Below are 4,262 nucleotides of genomic sequence, written 5' to 3'. Positions count from 1 at the left end.
CCACTGGCACTTTCAAGTTGCCGAATTCATGGTAGTTTCACGGCGCCGCGCACAGTCGCTGGCTTATTGCGGTGCTGACTGCGCGTCATATTCACTTCTGCATTCGTTGTGATATGTCACGGAGCTTCAAGGCGGTTCGCCAGTTCATTCAGTCCGGCCTGAGCGAGCAAGTGATTGTTCTGCCGGCGCCGTCAGCACGCGATGCCGCCGATTATGAGTGCCCGAAAACGCCGACCACGGTGCGCCTGGTGCGTGTGGTGACACCCAATGGGCGAGTTCATGTGGTGATGACTTCCTTGCTCGATCCGGTCAGGTATCCGGCAAGCGAGTTTGCGGCCCTGTACCACGGCAGGTGGCGAATTGAGGAGGCGTTCAAACGCATCAAGCATCGACTCGGGCTGGAGTATACGTCCGGATTGTCCTGGCACGCGGCCAGGCAAGATTTCGGTGCCAAGGCTATATGCGACAATATCAATGCGCTGGCGGCCTATGCGGCCACCGATGCCTGCCTGGATCCGGACTCGTCCTACAAGATTAATCGCACCCAAGCGTTCGACAAGATCAAGCGCCAGATCGGCCGATGGCTACTCAAGGCGGGAGCGACAACCCGCCGCATCAAACCCGTGCTTCAAGAACTCGCCAAAAACCTTCAGCGATTCATCCCGGACCGTGCTCAGCCACGACCTAAAAGACCAAAGCCTCATCTATCCTTTGCCAGCAAACCGGTATGATGAAATGCTAAGTTGTGAGCATTGCATTGGTAGTACGCATGGACTTTGAACACTCAACGAATCCAAGAATTGACTGATCCAACAGACACGCCAAGTTCAGCAGCAATTCCCATTTGGCTCATGCCCTGCGCAGCCATCAGTCGGGCGCTGGCTCGTTTATCTTCGTTGGCCGTCAGGTGGGTATCCCGCGAGACTGCCCCTGCCGCCCGACGCCTCACTGTTTCCTGCGCTCGGTGCCGGGTAGCCAACTCGTCCGCACCAATGATCGTTCTAAGCTGTGCTTGATCACCGGCCTCGATCTGGAAGATGTCGATCAGGGTACTGTTGCGTGGCGTGTACAACGCCGGATACTCACGACCACGATACGTTACCGTCTTATCAGCCTCAAAATCCTTGGCTTTCGCGTACAGCGTACCGAGCTCGTCTTTCCTTTTGAACTCACCCAACCCGAACTCACGGCACAGTGCACCGGCTTCGTGGTAAATCAGCGTCGGGTTCGTTGCGCCGGATAGCAGCAGAAAGTTGAGAGACCAGAAAAGTAGCGGCATGGACAGCCCGTTGATGTTCCCTTCCCTGATCCGGTACAACGTGCGCAAGTCTTCGAGTCGATGCCGTGCCAGTTGTCGATTGCTAAAGCCGCGCTTGGCTTGAGCGTTACCCGACTCCCACTAGGCCGGATAGCAAAAATGTCGCAAATCGCAGCTTCGCTCCCACAGGGCCTTGATGTAGTATGACATACGAGACTCTCTGGTTCCGGCCAGAATTTATCAAATTGATAAATTAAGCGCATCTTGCTAGAATAAGCCCATGGAAAAATCTCGGCCCCACTATCCCTTGTCTGAGATCCAACGCGAGGTAGCGCGACGAGGCGCGGCCTCCTTCACCAAGACCGCGTTAAAGAACGGGTTGGCAATGGGGCTGACGGTTGGCCAGTTGGTAGATGTGGTGCGCGGCATGACCCGCGGCAACTTCATCAAGTCGATGACGACACATCAGGATCACACCATGTGGCAAGACGTGTATCACGCCATGACGCCCTCCGGGGTTGTGGCCTACGTCAAGGTCACTGGATACACAGATGGATCGCCGCCTGTTATTCAGTTCAAGGAGAAAGACGAATGAGCCGAATCTGCCCCCAATGCGCTGCTGAAATGAAGCAGGAAGAGGCGCGCACTGAAGTTGTGAATTACGAAGGCGATTCCCTGATTGTTAGCGGCTTGTCCGGATGGTTCTGCACGGCCTGCGACGAAGCGCTGTTCGATGACGAAAGCGCCCTGCGCTACGGCGCGGCCGGCGACACCTTGATCGCCAAATCACACGCACGGCAACAAGCGGAAATTCGGCGCATTCGGAAGAAACTCGGCCTCACCCAAGTCGAAGCGGGTCAACTGGTCGGCGTCGGCAAGATCGCCTTCTCTCGGTACGAACGCGGCGAGTCGCAAGCACCTGGGCCACTGGTGAAGCTGCTGCGGTTGGTTGATAGACACCCCGAGTTAGTGGCAGAGGTGCGGGCGGCGTAACGCATTACGTCGTAACTCCAACGACCAGCTCGACGATTTTCCACGCATTAAGTGTAACGACCTGCATTTGAAAACGCTCCGACCTGCATTTAACACGATTTACGACCGGGAATAACTGCATCTATCGGCACCCGCAAACCAGAAATAATTGCGAATAAACCTGCATTTATCCGTGCCGACCTGCATTCAATCTCCGCAAACCAGAATTATCTGCAAATCAAAACGCTAGGGAGGCCGGTACAATAAACGTAGGTTTTTTGGACCGCGATTAACTCCATCCGACTGGTACAGCAAAGCGCCATGCGTGCCTTCCATAAACTCGGTTCAAGGGTTGGCCAATGAAATTCGCGCATGATGGTCAATTTGGATCGCGCATCAACAATCCCTAATCACTGCCTGAAAGTTAAACCGATATGAAGAAAGCAAAGAAGCGGCTGTTACCGAGGCTGGCCAAGATGGCAAGAAGTGCCATCTTGGCCAGCCGCTCGATAGATAGGGCGCTGGCCTTTGTAGGTGCCTCAAATCGGCGGATCGCGCGGATGGAAAAGATGCATTTCAATCCGTGACGGCCCTTAAGGGATTGGGACGAGAGCCCAACAGTGGTTTCCACTGAGGCAATGAATGCGGCGATAGCTGCCGGCGGCAGCGGCAGGCGTCTGGATGACGGAGATGCGGTTGCTGCCATCGATAATATGGTTCGGGTTACGCGTAGCGCCAAGCCTATGGATAAAAAATCATTGATCAATGATGGTCACCAAGGCTCCAGGTTGGAGTGTTCTCCAGGCCAAGACGCCACTTCAGGCGCGTGAAGGCGTCTTTGATTTGCCGCCAGGCATGGTAAATTTAGGCAAAATCGGCGGCAGGATACTGTTGGCGATCAATGCGGTCATTGTGTTGTTCTCCTGTTGTTTTCGCTGCGCAGGTTTGGTTCCTGTGTGTTTCGCATCAAGTCAGCGATGAACTCGACCATTTCAATGCTGCCCATGTCGCCACCACTGTCTTCGATAACCACTTCGACCTGCCTGAGACATTGCCCTTTATGCGCCGTATGAACCGGCAACTCGAACAGGTCCGTATCTTCACGTTCCATGTCCCAGACGGCCATTGCACCCTCCGGGTCGGTGATCACGTTGCCGCAGCTTGAGCACTGAAACACCGTGTAAGCTTTTCGATCTGTAACTCTGCGTGAGACTGTCATTCTGTTGCTCTCTTTCAGTTTCGTTCCGGGGCAAGAAATACCAGGAAGGACTCATTGGCGGACTATTGAGCTCAGCCGCTGCGTCTGTGTTTTTATTGGTTAGCCACCCCTCGCCAAACTGTTTCGGCGAACCGTAGAGAGGCAGAAAACATGCGGAGGTTGGTTAGTTGCCGCTGCATTTCCTGTAGGGCGGCAGCGAACTTAAGAGGAATTTAGTAGGTGAATATAACTACACACGCTTTTGATTTAGCCCTCATCTAATTGATGGCGAACCAATGGCTGATTCAACGGGGTGCAAATACTTATTTGCCCCTCCCTTAAAACAACTGATTCATTGCATCCCGTATCTCGTCCCGTTTTAGATTGAGCTGAACGGCCAACGTGTTCAGGGTGCTACGGGTGAGGTATTTGTTGCAGGCCAACTCGCGGGTAAGCAGTTGCCGTACCCCGTGCAATGGCTCCGCTCCCTATTGGTGTGACGTAACGAATCGTTTCGACCTCTCGCACCCTGTAAAGGTTCGGCCACGCCGGGGAGAAACCCGCGCGATAACCGAATGGGGCGTGCTTTGGGAGCGCAAGAGTTCGATCGGTGATAGAGCAAGTGTCTGATTGGCATAGCCCAGCGCTCAAAAACTTGGACTACAAAATGGAAAGTTAATATGGTTAAGTTGGTATATTAATTATTTTTTGATTGATAAACATAATGCAGTGCACAATGCTGATGACTTAAAGTTTTTGGCAAAACTGGTCGGCAGCTGACGGCCATTTGCGGACGGTGACGAATTTTCTCCAAACCGGCCATTGATTAAGTCG

General features: G+C 53.6%; 6 protein-coding genes. 3 read left to right on the top strand and 3 right to left on the bottom strand.

The features are described from left to right. The first annotated feature begins 71 nt into the window (after positions 1-71). A complete protein-coding gene (locus ACOYNV_RS26110) occupies positions 72-731 on the top strand; it encodes a transposase (protein WP_422902741.1) in 660 nt (219 codons plus the stop codon). Between the two features lie 53 nt (positions 732-784). Here the strand turns inward: ACOYNV_RS26110 and ACOYNV_RS26105 are convergent, their stop codons facing one another. Beyond that, the gene (locus ACOYNV_RS26105; RefSeq protein WP_422902740.1) at positions 785-1,279 is read right to left on the bottom strand and encodes a helix-turn-helix domain-containing protein; all 495 of its coding nucleotides are present in this window, start codon (positions 1,277-1,279) and stop codon (positions 785-787) included. 259 nt (positions 1,280-1,538) lie between these two features. Between ACOYNV_RS26105 and ACOYNV_RS26100 the strand changes: the two genes are divergently transcribed. Together ACOYNV_RS26100 and ACOYNV_RS26095 are read left to right on the top strand one after the other, a co-directional pair. Next, on the top strand, positions 1,539-1,853 hold the full coding sequence (locus tag ACOYNV_RS26100) for a type II toxin-antitoxin system MqsR family toxin (protein ID WP_422902739.1): 315 nt from the start codon (positions 1,539-1,541) through the stop codon (positions 1,851-1,853). Beyond that, the gene (locus tag ACOYNV_RS26095; protein WP_422902738.1) at positions 1,850-2,251 is read left to right on the top strand and encodes a type II toxin-antitoxin system MqsA family antitoxin; all 402 of its coding nucleotides are present in this window, start codon (positions 1,850-1,852) and stop codon (positions 2,249-2,251) included. Before ACOYNV_RS26100 ends, ACOYNV_RS26095 begins: the two co-directional genes overlap by 4 nt. A 403-nt stretch (positions 2,252-2,654) precedes the next feature. Here ACOYNV_RS26095 and ACOYNV_RS26090 read toward each other — a convergent pair whose 3' ends face one another. After that, positions 2,655-2,996 carry a hypothetical protein gene (locus tag ACOYNV_RS26090; RefSeq protein WP_422902737.1) on the bottom strand — a complete coding sequence of 114 codons (342 nt, stop codon included), beginning with the start codon at positions 2,994-2,996 and terminating at the stop codon, positions 2,655-2,657. A gap of 141 nt (positions 2,997-3,137) precedes the next feature. Next, complete coding sequence (locus ACOYNV_RS26085; RefSeq protein WP_422902736.1) at positions 3,138-3,356, bottom strand: hypothetical protein; 219 nt, start codon at positions 3,354-3,356, stop codon at positions 3,138-3,140. Between the last annotated feature and the right edge of the window lie 906 nt (positions 3,357-4,262).

It is taken from the genome of Propionivibrio sp. (assembly GCF_049316945.1).
GTDB lineage: Bacteria > Pseudomonadota > Gammaproteobacteria > Burkholderiales > Rhodocyclaceae > Propionivibrio.
This window is presented reverse-complemented; position numbering and strand designations above follow the sequence as displayed.